This is a genomic window from Runella sp. (assembly GCF_027484545.1).
Taxonomy (GTDB): domain Bacteria; phylum Bacteroidota; class Bacteroidia; order Cytophagales; family Spirosomataceae; genus Runella.
The window spans coordinates 53,824-72,144 of record NZ_JAIXST010000151.1 but is presented as its reverse complement, the minus strand read 5'-3'; the positions used below and the strand labels follow the sequence as shown (position 1 = coordinate 72,144).

Below are 18,321 nucleotides of genomic sequence, written 5' to 3'. Positions count from 1 at the left end.
TGCTGTGACAACTTGGGCAAAATAGGTACATAATCTTTGAGTTTAGTCACTCCAAAGTTAGGCATTTGCCCCCGTTGTCTATTTTTTTGTTATAGCATTACTTTGCGCGCACTGCCAAAAAAAGAACTCAGAGTAAAGTATTTAGGCGAACGTTGGGCTTCGGCGCGGGTCAGAGGTACGCGTCATAACATGGGCCACGGGCTCAAAATGGCCACCGACATAGGCGCCGCACTTAGTGGGTATTTTGGCGGATGTCATGCCACGCCCATGGATTTGAATATGCCCGAATACGGCAACCTTGACATTCCGCACATTGAACGAAAACATTATCGCAAAATTAGCTACCTCTTTGGGGTAATGCTCAATGCCCACGGCGAACGCTTTGTAGATGAAGGACTTGACCTCCGAAACTATACGTATGCCCAATTTGGAAAGGCCGTATTGGAACGACCCAACAACCTCGCATGGCAGATTTTTGACGCCAAAGTTTGGGATTTGCTCTATGGCGAATATAAAACCCACGATGCCAGCTTTGTAGAAGCCAATATCCTCGAAGAGCTCGTTACAAAACTTACGGGTGTTGAGTCCGAAAAAGCACTGCAAACCCTGACCGAATACAACGACGCCGTCAATACCTCAACGCCCTTTGACCCTACCCGCAAAGACGGGCGGCGGACTGAAGGGTTGGCACTGAATAAAACCAACTGGGCCAATGTACTCGATACGCCTCCTTTTAGGGCTTACCCCGTTACGGGAGGTATCACGTTTACCTACGGGGGAGTAAAAGTCAATACCTCTGCCGAAGTATTGAGCGAAAACAACGCACCCATCAACGGGCTTTTTGCCTGCGGCGAAATGGTCGGTGGCGTATTTTTCTACGGCTACCCCGGCGGTTCGGGGCTCGCTTCGGGGGCTGTTTTCGGGCGTAGTGCGGGCTATTCCGCTGCCAATTATTGTACCTCACGTTAACCTTTTGAAACCATGAAATTCCCCTATTTTCTTTTTTTTATTGGGTATTTTGGACTTTCCTGTGTACAAGCACAAACTACTGAAAATCGCCAAGTACCCTGCACCTATATGCGTGGCGGTACTTCCAAAGGGCCTTTTTTTGACAAACGTGATTTACCCGCCAACAAACAAGAACGCGACGCCATTATTTTGAAAGTAATGGGTTCGCCTGACGAACGCCAAATAGACGGCTTAGGCGCAGCAGTGACCGTGACCAGTAAAGTCGTGATGGCCGAACCTTCCAAACGCCCCAGTATTGATGTGGACTATCTTTTTGCACAGGTAGATATTCTAAATCCAATTGTAGATACACTTCCTCCCTGCGGCAACATGATGGCAGGCGTAGGCCCTTTTGCCATTGAAAAAGGGTGGGTAAAAGCCACTATCCCCGAAACACGGGTGATGATTTATAACATCAATACCAACTCCACCATTGAGGAGATAGTCCAAACCCCCAACGGCAAAGTCAAATACGATGGCGATACGCACATTGACGGAGTTCCTGGCACAGCCGCCCCCGTCATTTTAAATTTATTTAATTTGGTGGGAGGAAAAACGGGAAAACAATTCCCAACGGATAAAACCAAAGAAATCATCAACGGTATGGAGGCAACCATCATTGATGCAGGACAAACAATGGTACTGCTCAAAGCCCAAGATTTGGGAATGAAAGGCGACGAAGATGAAGCTTTTTTTGTAAAAAACACCGAACTCATGGCCAAACTCGAAGCCATACGCCTTGAAGCAGGGCGAAGAGCTGGTATGGGCGACGTAAAAGACAATGTACTTCCCAAAATTGGTATTCTTTCTGCCCCTAAAGATCCAAAACACAATATTCAAGGCCGCTATCTGACCCCTAAAACGCTGCATCCAAGTTTTGCCGTCACAGGTTCAATTGCCGTAGGTACGACCTTAAAAGTAAAAGGAACCGTTGCCGCCGAGGTGGGTAAAGAAAATGGTCAAAATCGTGAATTAATCATTATCGAACACCCTTCGGGAGTGATTGAGGCCAATATTGAAATGAAGCAAAAAGAAAACGGGCTTTTGTTAGAGAAAGCGGGTACTATCCGCACCGTTCGTAAAATCATGGAGGGCTATGTTTTCTATTAACAAAGCGGGGTTTACCAAAGGGGTAAAATATATCTTAATTAGCACTTTTTGCTTTTCTGCCATGCAGTTCTTGGTTAAATTTTTACCCCAAATACCCATTTTCGAGCATATCTTTTTTCGGTCGGTGATTGGCTGGTTGTTGTGTGTAGCTTATTTAACCAACCAAAAAATTTCGCTCATTGGCCGCAACAACAAAATGCTGATTTACAGAGGCATGGTAGGCTCCGTTTCGATGTTTTCTTTTTTTTATTTGTTGAGCCAAATCCCCTTTGGCACGGCAGTCGCTTTTAAATATTTATCACCCGTTTTTACCACTATTTTGGCCGTAGTGATCATTAAAGAACAACTCAAGCCTATCCAATGGATTAATCTTTTGTTGGCCTTTTCTGGTATTTTAATGCTCAAAGGATTCGACCCCCGCATTAGCTTTTTGGACGTAGGTATTGGCCTCCTTTCGGCTTTTTTTGGGGGGCTGTTGTTTATCATTATTCGTAAAATTGGCGACGACGACCATCACTTGGTCATTTTGCACTATTTCATGTTTATATCGGCTACCATCAGCGGTATCGTGTCCATTAACCACTGGGTAACGCCAACACTCTACGAAAGTCTATTAATTGTGTTGATTGGCTTTGTTGGATTTGTGGCCCAAAATTTTTTCACCATTGCCATCCAGCAAAAAGACCAACTCAGCCTTCTGTCCATTCTAAGATACACCGAAGCCATTTATGCGCTCATTCTTGGGTATTTGATTTTCGACGAAACCTACACCTTTCTGAGTTTTGTGGGCCTGCTCCTCATTTTTTTAGGGTTGATTCTTACCATGATTTTTAAATCTAAAGAAAAAAGCATTGAAGTAACCAACTAAGATTTTTAACAATTACTAAACCCTTTTCCGCAATGAAAAAACGCTATCAAGTCGTCTTAATTTTCGTGGTTTTTGCCATTATTACCTACCTCGACCGCAACTCTATCTCCTCCATTGGCGATGACATTACCAAGGAAATGGGGCTTTCGGACCAACAATGGGGTATGGTTTTGTCGGCCTTTTCGCTCGCTTATGGTGGCTTTGAAATCCCTACGGGGCTCATGGTGGACCGTATCGGGCCTAAAAAAACACTCTTTAGAATTGTAATCTGGTGGTCTATTTTTACCATTCTCACAGGCTTAGCCTCTGGTTTTTACTTCTTATTGATTGTCCGTTTTTTGTTTGGAGCGGGCGAAGCAGGGGCATTCCCCACGGTATCGGTAGCCATTGCAAGATGGTTTCCAGCAGTTGAAAGAGCTCGTATTCAGTCGGTTGTATGGATGGGGAGTCGTTTGGGTGGTGCATTGGCTCCAATCTTGTCTATTCAATTGGCCGAAGCATACGGTTGGCGCGGGGTGTTTTATATTGTCGGGACATTGGGCGTTTTATGGGCAATCGCTTGGTGGTTTTGGTTTAAAGACGAACCACGCGAGATGAAAGGCATCACCACCGAAGAAGTAAAAGAAATTGAAGAAGGCCGAAGCTTAAAAAATGCTCATCACGGTTTTTTACCTTTGAAGGTCATTATCAAAAATGGCAACTTATGGGCTTTGATGGGTATGTACCATTGCCTGCTTTATGGTGCTTATTTCTATATGTCTTGGATGCCCAAATACCTCCAAAATGGCCGTGGAATTCCTAAGTCTGAGTTGGGCTGGATGGTTTCACTACCTTTTGTTTTGGGCATGGCAGGTTGTTTGATTGGCGGTTTTGCTTCTGATTATTTTGCAAAAAAACGCGGTCTTGCTTTTGGTAGAAGATACGTAGGTATGTTTGGCTTAGTAATGGCTGGGGTGTGTATGATTGCAGGTTCTTTTACCGAAAACATCAGCGTAGCCATTGTGCTATTGGGGCTGGGGTTAGCGTTTAAAGATTTTACTTTACCTGTAGCATGGTCGGCAGCTACTGATATTGGTGGCAAAAATGCCGGTGCGGTTACTGGAACAATGGGTTTGGCAGGGCAGTTGGGTTCTGCCATTATGGCTACTGCTTTTGGATTTATTTTGCACGCCACGGGTAGCTATGAACTTCCAGTGAGAATTATTGGGGTAATTGTTATTGTGGGCGGGCTATTGTGGTTCAAAATTGATGCCTCCAAACCCATCACAGAATAAGCATGGAAGAATTGATAACAGCATTTTTATGACCAATATCATTACGAAATTAGCATAAAAGTGCTGTTATAATGACCCTTATCCTATGACATTGAATGAATTGGGTTGTACTTTTGGCTGAATTATTAAAAACCTCATTTTAGCCAAAAGCAATCGCATTTTTGTCATTAATCAACAACTTCATTTTATGAGCACTTCATTCAACCTACTCCAGTACGGAATCAAAAACAAGGAAACCATTCGCAACGCTTCGCCTGCTCAATTGTACCAAATGGCGATTTTGTTTGAAAACGGTGCTGCTATTTCCGACAAAGGAGCCCTCATTCTCGAATCAGGCGTAAAAACAGGCCGTAGTCCCAAAGACAAGCGTATCATTGAGCGTCCCGAAAGCGTCAACGATATTTGGTGAGGAAGTGTCAATATAAAAATGGACGAACATACGTTTGACATCAATCGTCAGCGGGCCATTGATTACCTCAATACCCGTACCCGTATGTACGTAGTAGATGGATACGCAGGCTGGGATCCCAAATACCAAATCAAAGTAAGGGTTATTTGTACGCGCCCTTATCATGCGTTGTTTATGAACAGTATGCTCATTCGGCCTACCGAAGCCCAATTAGCTACTTTTGGCGAACCCGATTACGTCATTTATAATGCGGGCGAATTTCCCGCCAATACGTTTACGACCCACATGAACTCCCGCACGAGCATTGATTTGTGTTTTGAGCGTAAGGAGTTTGTTATTTTAGGAACAGAATACGCAGGCGAAATGAAAAAGGGTGTGTTCACAATTATGAACTACATCATGCCTAAAATTGGCGTACTTTCGATGCACTGCTCGGCCAACGAAGGCCAAGATGGCGACGTTTCTTTGTTTTTTGGACTAAGCGGTACGGGAAAAACTACCCTCTCCGCCGACCCACACCGTAAACTTATCGGCGACGACGAACATTGCTGGTCGTCGGATGGGGTGTTTAACATTGAAGGGGGCTGCTATGCCAAAGCCATCAATCTAAGTGCTGAAAAAGAACCCGAGATCTTTCAGGCCATTAAATTTGGAACGGTTTTGGAAAATGTAGCCTACAACCCCATCAATCATGAAGTGGATTACGATGACATCTCCATTACCGAAAACACCCGTGCGTCGTATCCCATTGAGTTTATTCCCAATGCCAAAACCCCCTGCGTGGGTGGGCATCCCAAAAACATCATTTTCTTGACTTGCGATGCTTACGGCGTGTTGCCTCCCGTTTCAAAACTGACACCTTCGCAAGCTATGTATCACTTCATCAGTGGATACACGGCTAAGGTAGCGGGTACAGAAATGGGTGTTACGGAGCCAAGTGCTACTTTTTCGGCCTGTTTTGGCGCGGCCTTTATGGTCTGGCACCCAAGCAAATACGCGGAGTTATTGTCTGAAAAAATCCAAGAAAATGACACGAAAGTTTGGTTAGTCAATACTGGCTGGACGGGCGGTGCTTATGGCGTAGGTTCACGAATCAAGTTACGCTTCACCCGTGCTATTTTGGATGCCATTCACAATGGCGAATTGGCCAATGCCCCTACTATCGTGGATGATATTTTTGGACTTGAAATTCCAACGACCTGTGCGGATGTGCCAACAGAGTTCTTAATCCCGCAAAACACCTGGGCCAACCAAGATGAATACACAACTACTGCGCAAAAATTAGCGGGGCTATTCAACAAAAACTTTGAAGTATTTAAGGACGGTTGCTCCGACGAAATCATCAACGCTGGGCCAGTATTCAAGTAAAAACTAAATTAAACGGGGTCTGTTGTGGCCTATCAAACTGCAATAATTTCTATTACCACTAAGACACAAAGGGACACTAAGAAATCTACATTTACCTTAGTGCGACTTAGTGGTTTAAAATTGCAATGATTTCTATCACGACTAAGACACTAAGTTGCACTAAGAAAGCTACACTTACCTTAGTGCAACTTAGTGTCTTAGTGGTTTGAGATTGGATTCGGAAAATTGTTAGTAACAAAACACGCTATATGAATTACGGGAACGTTTGCGTAAATTTTTACTCATAACAGGTGGGATTTTTAGGGAGTTAGAAAGTATATAGAAGAAAAGGTTGCTTTATTTATAATATGTACAAAACAAAGTTTCCAACATGCAACGTCGAGAATTTATTCAGAAATCAATGTTAGCTACTGCCGCCACCGCAATGTCGGCTACGAGCTACTCCAAAATCATAGGAGCCAACGACCGCGTTCGCGTAGGAGTTGTGGGCTTTTCTGACCGTCACCGTGCTTCCCACGTAGGTCCTTTTAAAGAATTATCGAAGGGTATGAATTTTGAAATCACGTCACTTTCCGACATTTGGAATCGCCGTCGTGATGAAGGAAAAGCCTATTTAGACAAGCAATTGGGAGGCAACGTAAAAGTTTTTCGTAACAACGAAGAAATGTACGACGCCAAAGCGGTAGACGCTGTTTTCATGAGTACAGCTGACTTCCAACACGCCCTTCATACCATCGAAGCCGTACAGGCAGGTTGCGATGTATACGCCGAAAAACCATTGGCCGAAACCATGGAAGACAACCGCGCCGTGTTGAAAGCCGTAAAATCATCAGGCAAAATCGTACAGATAGGTTCCCAGCGCCGCAGTGGAGAAAATTACTGGGCAGCCGATGAGTTTATCAAATCGGGAAAATTTGGCCCAATCGTGATGGTTGAATTGATGTGGAACGTCAACCAACCCGGTCGCTGGCGCCGTCCTGAATTGACCAAAGATTTGAAAGAATCAGACGTGGATTGGGTACGTTACCAATTAAATCGCCCCAAAGTGGCTTTTGACCCACGCAAATACTTGGAATATCGCTTATTCTGGCCTTACTCTTCGGGTATCCCGGGCCAATGGATGAGCCACCAAATTGATACAGTACACTGGTTCAGCGGATTGCCACACCCACGTTCTGCCGTAGCCAACGGTGGTATTTATCAGTGGAAAGATGGTCGTACCAATCCCGATACCCTCACGGTGGTATTTGATTACGGCCCAGCCAACGATCCGACTTCGGGCTTCCAGGTGCAGTTTACCAGTCGTTTCTCTAACTCTGCGGGTGAAACCAAAGAGTTATACTACTCAAACGGCGGTATGATCAACTTGGATACCAATGAAATCAGTTCTACCGGTGGTCTGCGCGAACGCGAAGCTACTGCTATGGGATTGAAAGCCAACTTAATTGCTCCTACAAAACTGGAAGGTATCAAAGTAGCGACCGATGCCAACACAGGTGGTGATCCATTGACTTTCAATCACATCAAAAACTGGATGGAATGTGTGCGTAGCCGCAAGCAGCCGAATGCGCCTATCGAAGCTGGGTATCAGCACTCTATCGCCACCATCATGGCCAACGCTGCTTACCGAACAGGCCAGCGCGTGACGTTTGACGAAAAAACACAAGAAGTATTGGCGGGAGGAAAACCGTTTAAATATTGAGTAGAAGTTAGATTATAATAAAAGATAAATTAGGCCGCTGAAGAAAACCTTCCGCGGTCTAATTTTACCCATAGAAGATACTTTTCTCTGCTGGTTATTTAAAAAGTTTGGTTAAGATTTCGCGCAGAATTTGAGTCTCAAGATGAATATCCCTCTGTTGCACCTAAATCTCTTACAAAATGCTATAACGTTCTTGAGTATGTCAAGACCCAAAACCTGATTGTGTTGGAGTATAGCCCTTTAAAATTGTAACGTCTGTTGAAACACCTTTTCTGGACTACCATTTGATTAAAATACGCTATAAAGCGTCTGCTTGGATTAAATTGATTCTAATCAAATAAAAGTAATTACGAAAAAGTCTCAGTAACAAATCGTAAATTCAAATATCAACAAAAAAGCGTAAGCCATAGGCTTACGCTTTTTTGTTGACAAAGGCCTCAGTCTCGGTAGTTCAGAGCTGGTTTACGATTGCCGAGCAAGGCATCATATTTAAAATTTTCGCCCCGACGCTTGTCAAACTCTGCTTTGGCATCCGCAATAATTTTAGGGTTCGAAAACAAGTCAATGGCCGTGGAGGTCATGGTTTTGGCAGCAATCATCATACCTTTCCGCCCAATACTCGTACCGCCTGCCGCCACAGCCTGCCAGCTATGGGAGGGGGTACCAGGCACCCAAGTAGCCGAGCGGCACGAAACCGTTGGCACAGCCCAACTTACGTCACCTACATCAGTAGAGCCTGCGCCAGGGCGTTCGTCGGAGAATGGGTCAATCTTTTCGGTGGCCGATACGTCGCTATCAGCCATACCTTGGGTTTTCATTATTGTGTTGGCAAATGCCAATTCTTTTGAATCCATTTTGTAGCCACCTACTTTTTGCATGTTGCTGTGCATGAGCCTACCGAGTACTTCGTTGGGCAAAAGTTCATATACGCCTCCAATCACTTCTTCCTCAACAGTAGTGCCTGTGGCCATAGCTGCACCTTGGGCGGCTTTCTGAACACGCTCCCAGATAGACTTCACATAATTACGATTAGGGTGGCGTACATAGTAATAAACCTCTGCAAAGTCCGGCACAACGTTAGGAGCCTTGCCACCGTCGGTTATTACATAATGAATACGCGTAGCCGAAGGTATATGTTCACGCATCATGTTGATGGCGTAGTTCATTACTTCTACACCATCCAACGCCGAGCGTCCTCGGTCTGGTGCACCAGCAGCGTGGGCAGATATGCCATAAAACCTAAATTTGGCCGATTTGTTGGCTAATGAAGACGCTGCGTTGGCCGAGTTCCTGTCGGCGGGATGCCAATGAATCACCGCATCTACATCGTTGAAAAGCCCCGCACGTACCATATAGACTTTGCCGCTGCCACCTTCTTCGGCAGGAGTACCATAAAACCGAATTGTCCCCCTTTGACCAGTATTTTGTAACCAATTTTTAACAGCTATGGCTGTTGCCATAGAACCCACACCAAATAAATGATGCCCACAGGCATGTCCTGCAATACCCCCAACCGATTTTTTTTCTGGTATAGAATCTTGTGATACACCTGGCAAGGCATCAAACTCGCCCAAAATGCCAATTATGGGCTTTCCCTCACCAAAAGTAGCTACAAAGCTTGTTGGAATGTCAGCCACGCCAGCTTCTACCTTAAAACCTTCCTTTTTCATTTGCTCTTGCAGCAAAGCCGAGCTTTTATGCTCCTGGTAACCCACTTCGGCAAAATTCCAAATCTGCTTGGCCAAATTGCCATAAAACATCTCTTTGTTGTTCAATTCGTTCATAACCTTGCTTTTGGGGTCTTGAGCATAGTTGAGAGATGACATTAGGCAACAAAAAACAAAAAAGGCATTTTTCATAGTTTTAATATTTTTTGGGGTTGATTGGACAAAAACAAAATTTTGGAAAAAATAACAAAAACCGAATATAGTTCTAAACATCTTCTTTTTTTTGTTAGAACAAATTTTTCAGATTTGAGTTTTAGTTAAAGATTATTATTTTCTTTGTTGTATTACTCTTCATCATTTAACTCCCTTATTTTCTATGAGAAAACGAATACTTTTAAGTTTAGGTTTGTTCGTTTACAGCCTAACAACAGCCTATGCCCAACAAAAAATGATTCGAGGCAAGGTAATTGGAGCAGAAGACAGCGCCCCCCTGCCTGGCGTATCAGTAGTAGTCAAAGGGACTACCAACGGTACCGTGACCGATGCGCAGGGAAACTATCAAATCTCTGCTCCCCAATCGGCCCAAGCCTTGATTTTTTCTTTTGTGGGTTATTCTGCCCAAGAAATTAACATTGGCAACTCCTCGACCATTGATGCGAAGTTGAGCGTAGATACCAAGCAACTATCGGAAGTGGTCGTCACTGCTGCGGGGATTCAGCGCGAGAAAAAAGCACTTGGTTACGCGGTGAGTACCATCAAAAGTAGCCAACTCCAACAGGTATCAGAGCCTGACCCGCTACGTGCTTTGTCAGGAAAAGTAGCTGGTGTGAATATCCAAGGCTCTGGCGGTGCGGCAGGTGGCGCTACCAACATCACGATTCGAGGCAACTCCTCGCTTTCTAACAACAATCAACCACTTTTTGTGGTGGATGGCGTACCCTTTGACAACTCTTCTTTCAATACCGATGGTGGATTTTCGGCGGGTTCAACCTTTACTAACCGTGCCTTTGACCTTGACCCTAACAATATTGAGTCAATGACAGTACTCAAAGGAGCAGCAGCGGCAGCTTTGTACGGCTCGCGGGCCGCCAATGGTGCCATTATCATCACAACCAAAAACGGAAAAATAAAAAGCAAAAAAGGGTTAGAAGTATCTTATAACACTTCTTACTCTACTGAAAAAATTGCAAGTTCCCCCGAATTCCAAACCACTTACGGGCAGGGTACTGAGGGCGATACTCGCTTGGGAGTATTTGGATCTTGGGGCGCGCCGTATTCGGCCATTGACTCCATTCCGCACCCATTGGGTAGTCGCTTTGGGGCGATTTTTCCAGAATTGGCCAGTAAAAGAGTGAAATACGAACCGTTTGGGCAAGCCAACTACGACAATTTCTATAAACGTGGCCATGTCTATGAAAACGCCATCAGTATTCAAGGTGGGGGCGAAAAAGCCAGTATCTCGGCAGGTATATCTCGCATGGACAATAAAGGCATTGTACCTTTCAACAGTATCAATCGCACCAGTATCAACTTGGGAGGGCAAGCCACCCTCGACAACGGGCTGTATATCAACGGTACTATCAACTACGTGAGTACCAACCAAGACTCGCCTCAGATGTCTTCAAGTATTGGGTCGGGGCCATCGGCTATTGAGGTTTTACCGTGGACACCTACAAGCTATGACTTGACAAACTACCCCTACCGTAACCCCATCACAGGGGCAAGCATCTACGACCGTGTGGGTATTGACAATCCTTATTGGTCGGTTGAGAGTTCGCCTTTTACGAGCAAGGTGGACCGCTATTTTGGTAAGTTTACGGCGGGCATTGACGCTACTTCTTGGCTCAATCTACAAGCAACGGTAGGTTTTAATGGTTACAACGACCGCCGCCGCAGTGTAAATGGACGAGGGGGCGATATTTTCCCAAATGGCAATATCACCGATGACAATATTTACCGACAAGAGTTAGATTGGACGTTTTTGGCAACTATCAACCGTGATCTCTCTGCTAACTCTAACTTACGTGTGATTTTGGGACAAAACGCCAACCAGCGCGTTACCGACCGTCAGGCTGTTTTCGGCGATGGTATCATCGTGCCTGGTATCAATGACTTAGACAATACTCGTGTGCAGCAAGCCATTGGTGGTGGCTTGGTCAAGCAACGTTTCATCGCTCACTTTGCTGACATACAGCTTTCGCACAAAGACATCTTTTTTGTCAACTTGGTGGGTCGCAATGACATCTCTTCGACTTTGCCCAAAGGCAATCGCAGCTACTATTATGGTGGTGTCAATGGCTCAATAGTGCTCTCTGACTTATTTCAATTGAAGTCAAGTGGTATTGGTTTTTGGAAGTTGCGTGCGGGTCTGACACAAGTAGGCAACGAGGCCAGTGCTTACCAAACGCAAACGATATTTAGTATCAACCCAACCATCGCTAACTCAGCACCAATTGACACAGGGACTCCTTTTAATGGTGTCAACATCATGACACAAGGCAACCGCCTCGGTAGCAGCACTTTACAACCCGAGAAAATCACTGAGTTTGAGGTTGGAACGGAGATGAAACTCTTCAACAACCGCGTAGGTATAGACTTTGCTTGGTACAACAAAATAAGTAGCGACCAAATTTTCACGGTTGACGTACCCCCGTCGTCAGGTTATACGACACGAGTGGTCAATCTGGGAAGTGTCCGCAACCGTGGGATAGAGTTGGGGTTAGACCTGACCCCCGTACAGCTTTCCAATGGATTCAAGTGGAATATTTATACGACACTGACACGCAACCGCAATGTAGTGTTGGATCTTGGCGGCCCGCAAGAGCTTACTTACAGTGGTGTTACGACCTCCATCAGTAGTATGCACGTAGTGGGGCGGTCTTATGGTTTGATTCGTGGCGATGTATATGTACGTGATGACGAAGGCAACTTATTGGTCAATAATCGTACAGGAAAAGCCATTATCGCCGACCGCCAAGCACCCGTTGGCGACCCCAACCCTCGCTTCTTTATTGGTGTGACCAATAGTATTTCGTTCAAAGGCTTCTCACTCAGTGCGTTGTTAGACTACCGTGATGGGGGCGATTTACTTTCGGTTTCGATGGCTGAGATGCTTAGTCGCGGAACAACCCGCGATACCGAAGACCGTAATCGGGTTTTTGTGCCTTATGGTGTGCTGGGCGATGCTACAACCCGCTTGCCAATCTTAACGGCTGATGGTAAAAAGCAACCCAACAACATTCCAATTTCGGTCAATGAATTTTTCTTTGGAACAGGTTCATTTTCGGGTAGTCAAGGTACTGCTGATGAGTTTCGAGTGTGGGATGCGAGTGTGATTCGCTTACGCGAGGTTTCAATGGCCTACCAAATCCCTGCGAAATGGTTGACTAAAACACCTTTTGGCTCGGCAAGTATCTCATTGAGTGGTCGTAATTTGTGGTTCAATGCTCCCAATTTCCCTAAATACATGAACCTCGACCCCGAAGTAAACTCGCTCGGTGTAGGCAATGCACAAGGATTTGAATTGGTGTCTGTTCCTACTACTCGCCGTTTCGGTGTCAATCTCAGAGTAACGTTCTAACCTCAAAAGCATTTCAAGATGAAAAAGATAAAAAATGTATTTCTGTTGGCTACTTCTCTGTTTGTGATGAGTAGTTGTGACCAATTTTTGAATGTAAATACCGACCCCAACAACCCATCAAAACCTGTCTTAGAGCTGCTGCTTCCTGCTACACAGGTTTCATTAGGGGTCAACATTGCTGGTAGTGCCCTCAACCGAGCAGCATCTGTTGCGATGCAACACGCCTACATTCTCGGCTTAGGCCGTTACGACTATACGGGTGCTACTTTCCAAACCGCTTGGAACAACCTTTATTCACAAGCGCTCAATGACCTCGAAATCATCATCAAAAATGGTACAGAGGATAAGAGTTTTGGGTATGTAGGCATGGCCAAAATCGAGAAGGCTTATATTTATAGCATTATGGTGGACTTGTGGGGCGATGTGCCTTATACTGATGCATCCCAAGGCGAAGCTAACCTTAACCCTAAGTTTGATAAAGGTGCTGATATTTACAAAGACCTTTTCAGATTGATTGACGAAGGTATTGCCGATCTAAATCGCAACCCATACATTTCGCCAGGAACTGTTGATTTGTTTTATCGCGGCGACCGCACGCTTTGGGTTCGTGCGGCCAATACGCTCAAATTAAAAATGTTGAACCAAATTCGCCTCGTTCCAAATGAGCGTGATAGGGTGATTAAGGACATCAACGCTCTCATTGCTGGCAATCAGCTCATTACAACTGGCACGCAAGACTGGGTTTTTCGCTTTGGAACAACCGAGACGCCTCAAACCCGCCATCCGACACATATCAGCGAATACCGTGCTACCAAAGATTTCTATATGGATCAAGGTTTTATGGAACGCCTTTACAATCTTGATGATTTGCGTTTGCGTTATTACATTTATCGTCAAAATGCTAACGCTGGTGTAAATTTCACTTCAACGGGTAATGGTTACGGTGGCCGTTTTGCAGGCGACCCCACAGGCCAGCCAGCCGATCAAGCCAATCGTGCTACCTTTGGTATCTATCCGTATGGAGGCATCTACGACAATAACACGATTCGTAATTTACCAACTACTTTTCAGTTTTTGACCAATACAGGTGCAACCACACCAGGTGTTCACCGTATTGTTGGAACTACCGATGGAACAGGTGCTGGTATTTTTCCGATGCTTACGAACTACATGACCAATTTTATCTTGGCTGAATCTGCGCTTACACTCGGTACAACAGGTAATGCACGAACGTACCTGCGTGATGGAGTCGTACAGCATCTACAAGCTGTCAGTAGCTTTTCGGCTGGAAATTCAGGGCCTGCTATTCCACAGGCTACTATAGATGCTTTTTTGGCAAGGATTCTTACACAATATGATGCCCTCACAACTCCCGCTGCACGCCTCGATTTTATTATGACTCAAAAATATATCGCCACCGTGGGTAATGGTATAGAAGCGTACAACGATTATCGCAGAACAGGCTCGCCTACGCTTAGTGTTCCTCTTTCGCCTGTCAATCCGTTTCCATTGCGGTTTTTGTACTCAACACGCGAGTTAACGGCCAACCCCAATGCACCCGCCCAAAACAACTTTGTTACTCCAGTTTTTTGGGATTTGTAAATCTATTTTGACTCTTGACGTTGGATGTTAGACAACGATAATATCCAACGTCAAACGTCTAAAGTCAAACGTCATTCATAATCAAACTTAAAAATGAAAAGAACACTCATATATCTGTTTTTATTGGTCTCAACAGGCGGTATTATTACCGTTGCTGAGTCTTGCCAAACCAAAGACGCTATTCCAGTAGCTGCCGATGGTGCAGTAGCTATTGCGGAAGTAAATCGCAATAAATCCTTCTTTAATTTCAGCAACTTGGCTACTGCTGATTTTGAATTCAACCTCAAAGGGGAAGATTTTGGGCGTGGCGTACCCGTAAAATCAATCGATTTATGGATTGGTTTCAACAACCCGCGTGTCACACTAAGCGCAGGTATGACCACTTGTGGTGTAGGTGTTAATTGTGCATATCCCAATGCAGCCTATGCCGCATTGCCAAGCCGTCTGGCTACCCCCGGTGACCGTCTGTTGCGCACCGTCGAGACATTACCCTCTACTGTTACTATCACAGCTGCCCAAGCTGCCCAAGCCTGCGGGATTCAGTTGTCGTCGATCCGTTCAGGCGATACTTTTCAGGTGAAGTTTGTGGTCAATACCCAAGATGGCCGCCGTTTTGATGCCTTCCAAGATGGCATTTGCGACGAGACTCGTGGTCAAGCAGGCGATTGCCGATTAGTTATTAGAGTAGATACAAAGGCTACGATTTATCAGCCTTTAAAGTAAAATTATGAATAGATAAATGTGCTAATTTGAAAACTAAAACTATTTATTTTCAAATTAGCACATTTTCAAATTTATTGCTACCGATACCCACGCGTATAAACAGTTCTGTTGATAGCACTTAATCCTTCTGCAACCGCTTCACGGTTGGTTTCTACTATCAAAACAGGCTCCCAAGGTGCGGCTGTGGCTGCTGATAACCACATCGTTTGAACTACTTTTGACTCCTGCTTTTGCTTTGTTTTTGAGTCTAAATATGAATAAATAGTTGTTATCACTAAGCGATTATTTTCCCATTTACAGATGGAAGTGGCCATATTGTCAGAATGTCCTAAATTGACATTATTCTCTGTTTTTGACCCGTTCAAAGCATATTTTAGGCGAATTAATGGCTGCAAATCTCGTGGTGTAAAAAAGACTTTTTCAACCAAAAGCAAATCATCTTTTTGGCGAATATCTATTTTATCGCCCCATCCACTCCCCAAAGTTGGCACGACTGATCTTTCGGTTGTTATTAATGGCGAACGTGTGTCTAAAACTGTAGTTGACCAAGCACCCGTAAAATCAGGATTTGCAATAGCTTCTGTACGGTTGGGCAAGGCTGCCCTATCGGTACGTGCATACACCTCGACCGCCTTACCCAAACCTACCGACGGTGGCGTGTAAGGATCTGCTTGATAAGCAGGCACACGGGGGTATTTGATGAGTGAAGTTTCATACTCTTTCACTATTTTATCCATTTTACTAACAACCCAAGGATAATAATCTTTCATATCGGTTTCTTCGGCAGGGTCGGCTCGTAACTCAAAAAGTCGTACCAAATTATCAGGATTTGGGTCTGGCACTTCTGTTTTGAAATAGTACCAAAACTTCCAATCTTTCCATTTTACAGCCATCACTTTGCCTGTCGAATTCATAAAAATAGCACTTTCACGGTTAGAATTAATTTGTTTTGCCTCTAAAAACCCCAACTGATTGACACCATCAATGGCTCTATCAGTAGGTATAATTTCAGGACTACCCACCGCCGCCGCAATGGTAGGAAACAAATCCATTTCGTGTACCATTTCGTTTGAAACTTGTCCTGCTTTGATGCGTTCTGGCCAACGAATCACACAAGGCGTACGAATTCCACCTTCCATTGCCGAATTGTAATACCCTCGCCAAGCCCCAGTGCTACCTCTCCAAGGTCTCCGTAATTCCGCACCATTATCCGAACACCATATCACCAATGTATTTTTTTCGATGCCTAATTTTTTTAGGGCATTGAGAATAATTCCAGTATTAAAATCAACATCAGCCATCGAATCACCCATATCTCCAGCCCCTGTTGTGCCAGCCTTGTCGGGATGTGGCAAGCCAGGAAAATGCAGTTGAGTCATGGGATAATACAGAAAAAACGGTTTATTTTTTTGTACATTGGTTTCCATAAAACGAACGGCCCGTTCGGCTGCTTCACGATCAAGCGTACGCCTTGTTTGCAAATCAAAAGGCTTGACTTTTTGAGAAGTTTTACCATCAATCCCCTCCCAAATGTATGGCACAGGCACTTTTGTAGCACTAAAACCTTCAAATGAAGTAAACTGCGACCAGTGGCTTGTAGTCGGGATTCCGTACCATTCATCGAAGCCTTGTTGTGTAGGTTCACGTTTGCCGAGCCAATCGTCATCGCCACCTAAATCCCATTTGCCAAACAGGGCTGTAGCATAGCCCACCGAACGTAAACCTTCAGCAATGGTTACCTCCCAATGAGTCAATCCCTCCCCGTAGGTTTCGCCCGTGCGCGTAGCATATCGCCCCGTCAGGATACTTGCTCGTGAAGGTGTACATGAATATTCGACATTGAAATTGGTCAATCGAATGCCCTCTTTTCCAATTTGGTCAATATTAGGCGTTGGCACTCCGCGCACGCCGCCATAAGATCCGATTTCGCCAATTCCTAAATTATCTGGGAAAATCAAGACTACATTAGGTCTTTTTTGTGCATACGCTCCAAAAGCGAATAGGCAATAGAGAAATAAATGAATAGGTAATTTTTTCATTGAATAAAGAAATTTGGTAATGGTCAAAAGTGTTTTGCGGGCGAAAAATAAAGAGGGCATACTTTTGTATCACACGCAAGATAACTACAAAACTGAAATGCCCTCTTTGTTAGGGAGAACTATCATCAACAAAAGTCATAAAAGATGTTACCCAAAACTCTCTGCCTAAAAATTGTCATAAACAGTTTCCGTTTTCATATCAAGGTATTTGATAATTACTGTGGCATTTTTTAATATTCAAATTATTGATTAACAAATGATTAACTTTAATTTTCAAGCAGTTCCTCGCAGTGGTTACTTAATTAACAATGTAATTAGTAACAGAACAAAATCTTTATGATGTTTTTTGACGTAATTCATTGATTTTAAAGAAATAATGAATACTCATAGCAGCGAACCACAAACATTCATTAACCGCTTCACGAGGATTCATTATGCATTAGCACTTAAAATACATGGTTAAAGAATATATAAAATTAAACAGCCCTGCTATTATTCCAATAACAAGGCCGTTTAAAATTATTGATCAAAAACTCTTTCTATTCTCCAACTATCAGCTTAATGCCGTCCAATTCTTTGATAATCACTTGCGTGCCTTTGTGGATTTCCTGACCGTCTTTAGCTATTGCAATCCATTCGGTGCCTCGATAAAAAATCCGACCTTCTCCCTGTAACGGAATTGCCTTCACCACGGTGGCTTTATCACCTACGTATTCTGAATATTCAAGGGATTTATCCCTTTTTATCAAGGCTTTAAGCGGTTTACGCAACCCAAACAAAGACGCTACGGATACAATCGAAAAGCAAAGGAGCTGCGCACTGATGGCAGGAAGGATACCCATCCAAGTTAATATAGCCGTCACTAAGGCGCCCAAACTTAAAAAAGCAAACACAAACGATACGGAAAGGAGCTCAGCAATAAGCATTGCCGCTCCAATAATAATCCAAAGTTGGGTAGGTGAAATTTCCAT

Annotated in this window: 11 protein-coding genes and 1 pseudogene; 9 read left to right on the top strand and 3 right to left on the bottom strand. The window is 44.3% G+C overall.

Annotation, left to right across the window (positions count from 1 at the left end; translation table 11 throughout):
• Window positions 1-102 precede the first annotated feature (102 nt).
• The 6 genes and pseudogenes from Q0081_RS14065 (at window position 103) to Q0081_RS14040 (ending at window position 7,739) form a co-directional block, all read left to right on the top strand.
• On the top strand, window positions 103-969 hold the full coding sequence (locus Q0081_RS14065; RefSeq protein WP_298354474.1) for an FAD-binding protein: 867 nt from the start codon (window positions 103-105) through the stop codon (window positions 967-969).
• A 12-nt stretch (window positions 970-981) separates the two neighbouring features.
• A complete protein-coding gene (locus Q0081_RS14060) occupies window positions 982-2,118 on the top strand; it encodes a 2-methylaconitate cis-trans isomerase PrpF family protein (RefSeq protein ID WP_298354472.1) in 1,137 nt (378 codons plus the stop codon).
• On the top strand, window positions 2,105-2,986 hold the full coding sequence (locus Q0081_RS14055; protein WP_298354469.1) for a DMT family transporter: 882 nt from the start codon (window positions 2,105-2,107) through the stop codon (window positions 2,984-2,986). Before Q0081_RS14060 ends, Q0081_RS14055 begins: the two co-directional genes overlap by 14 nt.
• Before the next feature lie 32 nt (window positions 2,987-3,018).
• Complete coding sequence (locus Q0081_RS14050) at window positions 3,019-4,260, top strand: MFS transporter (protein ID WP_298354466.1); 1,242 nt, start codon at window positions 3,019-3,021, stop codon at window positions 4,258-4,260.
• Window positions 4,261-4,447: 187 nt separating this feature from the next.
• Window positions 4,448-6,037, top strand: a pseudogene (gene pckA, locus Q0081_RS14045) (phosphoenolpyruvate carboxykinase (ATP)).
• Between the two features lie 370 nt (window positions 6,038-6,407).
• Window positions 6,408-7,739 (top strand): Gfo/Idh/MocA family protein, encoded by a 1,332-nt coding sequence (locus Q0081_RS14040; protein ID WP_298354463.1) that lies wholly within the window; start codon window positions 6,408-6,410, stop codon window positions 7,737-7,739.
• A 437-nt stretch (window positions 7,740-8,176) separates the two neighbouring features.
• Here Q0081_RS14040 and Q0081_RS14035 read toward each other — a convergent pair whose 3' ends face one another.
• Entirely contained in the window at window positions 8,177-9,523 is a 1,347-nt protein-coding gene (locus tag Q0081_RS14035; RefSeq protein ID WP_298354461.1) for an amidohydrolase, read from the bottom strand.
• A 259-nt stretch (window positions 9,524-9,782) separates the two neighbouring features.
• Here Q0081_RS14035 and Q0081_RS14030 point away from each other — a divergent pair, with 259 nt between their 5' ends.
• The 3 genes from Q0081_RS14030 (at window position 9,783) to Q0081_RS14020 (ending at window position 15,311) form a co-directional block, all read left to right on the top strand.
• Window positions 9,783-12,986, top strand: coding sequence for a SusC/RagA family TonB-linked outer membrane protein (locus tag Q0081_RS14030; protein WP_298354458.1), 3,204 nt, complete (start codon window positions 9,783-9,785; stop codon window positions 12,984-12,986).
• A gap of 18 nt (window positions 12,987-13,004) precedes the next feature.
• A complete protein-coding gene (locus tag Q0081_RS14025; RefSeq protein WP_298354455.1) occupies window positions 13,005-14,588 on the top strand; it encodes a SusD/RagB family nutrient-binding outer membrane lipoprotein in 1,584 nt (527 codons plus the stop codon).
• A gap of 93 nt (window positions 14,589-14,681) precedes the next feature.
• On the top strand, window positions 14,682-15,311 hold the full coding sequence (locus Q0081_RS14020; protein ID WP_298354453.1) for a hypothetical protein: 630 nt from the start codon (window positions 14,682-14,684) through the stop codon (window positions 15,309-15,311).
• Between the two features lie 77 nt (window positions 15,312-15,388).
• Here Q0081_RS14020 and Q0081_RS14015 read toward each other — a convergent pair whose 3' ends face one another.
• Both Q0081_RS14015 and Q0081_RS14010 read right to left on the bottom strand, forming a co-directional pair.
• Window positions 15,389-17,350, bottom strand: a complete 1,962-nt coding sequence (locus tag Q0081_RS14015) for a sulfatase-like hydrolase/transferase (RefSeq protein WP_298354450.1) — start codon at window positions 17,348-17,350, stop codon at window positions 15,389-15,391.
• 539 nt (window positions 17,351-17,889) lie between these two features.
• Entirely contained in the window at window positions 17,890-18,321 is a 432-nt protein-coding gene (locus Q0081_RS14010; RefSeq protein ID WP_298354448.1) for an NfeD family protein, read from the bottom strand.